Source organism: Herpetosiphon sp. (genome assembly GCF_003512625.1).
Classification (GTDB): Bacteria; Chloroflexota; Chloroflexia; order Chloroflexales; family Herpetosiphonaceae; genus Herpetosiphon; species Herpetosiphon aurantiacus.
Genome location: NZ_DOPT01000092.1, coordinates 3,349 through 4,112, shown reverse-complemented (window position 1 = coordinate 4,112; position 764 = coordinate 3,349). Strand labels below are relative to the sequence as shown.

Here is a 764-nt window from a genome sequence, read left to right as displayed (position 1 = left end):
ACCATTACAAATAGCCTATAGCCCCACAACTAACTATACTTCTTTTGGCGCTTTTGGAACTCAGCTTCGCTCAGGCCAAGGCTACGAGCAGCCACCTTGAGATCATCGTCGTGCTGAACCAGCGCTTCTTGCAACGCCAAGCGTTCAACATCGGCCAGCAGTTCCTCGAGCGTCGATTTTTCGCGCAAACGGGCAGCAATATCAACTTGCAAGGCCGAGCGCGATGATGGAACCAACGACATATGCTCACTGGTAATCACATTGCCGCGAGACAAAATCACCGCTCGCTCGATCTCATGCTCAAGTTGGCGCACATTGCCTGGCCAATCGTAGTTATTCAGGCGCTCCATGGCCTCTTCAGAGATGCGAGCTGGTGGTGATGAGGGCGCGTAACGATATTTATCCAAGAAAAATTCAGCCAATAAGGGAATATCGCCAATTCGTTGGCGCAGGGCTGGTAAATGCAACGTGATCACATTCAAACGATAGTACAAATCTTCGCGAAAGGTGCCAGCTCGCACGTCAGCTTCAAGATCACGGTTAGTCGCCGCAATCACTCGCACATCAACTCGCACGGTGGTTGTGCCACCAACCCGCTCAAATTCGCGTTCTTGCAGAATGCGCAGCAACTTTTTCTGGGTAGCGAGGGTCATTTCGCCAATTTCATCAAGGAAGATCGAGCCTTTATGGGCTAATTCAAAGCGACCCTTGCGCTGAGCGACCGCCCCAGTAAACGCGCCTTTTTCATGGCCAAACAATTCACT

General features: G+C 51.2%; 1 protein-coding gene. It reads right to left on the bottom strand.

What is annotated here, in order from left to right:
- Positions 1-29: 29 nt before the first annotated feature.
- The coding region (locus DEF47_RS20160; RefSeq protein WP_287045318.1) for a sigma 54-interacting transcriptional regulator at positions 30-764 on the bottom strand (735 nt) is incomplete at its 5' end.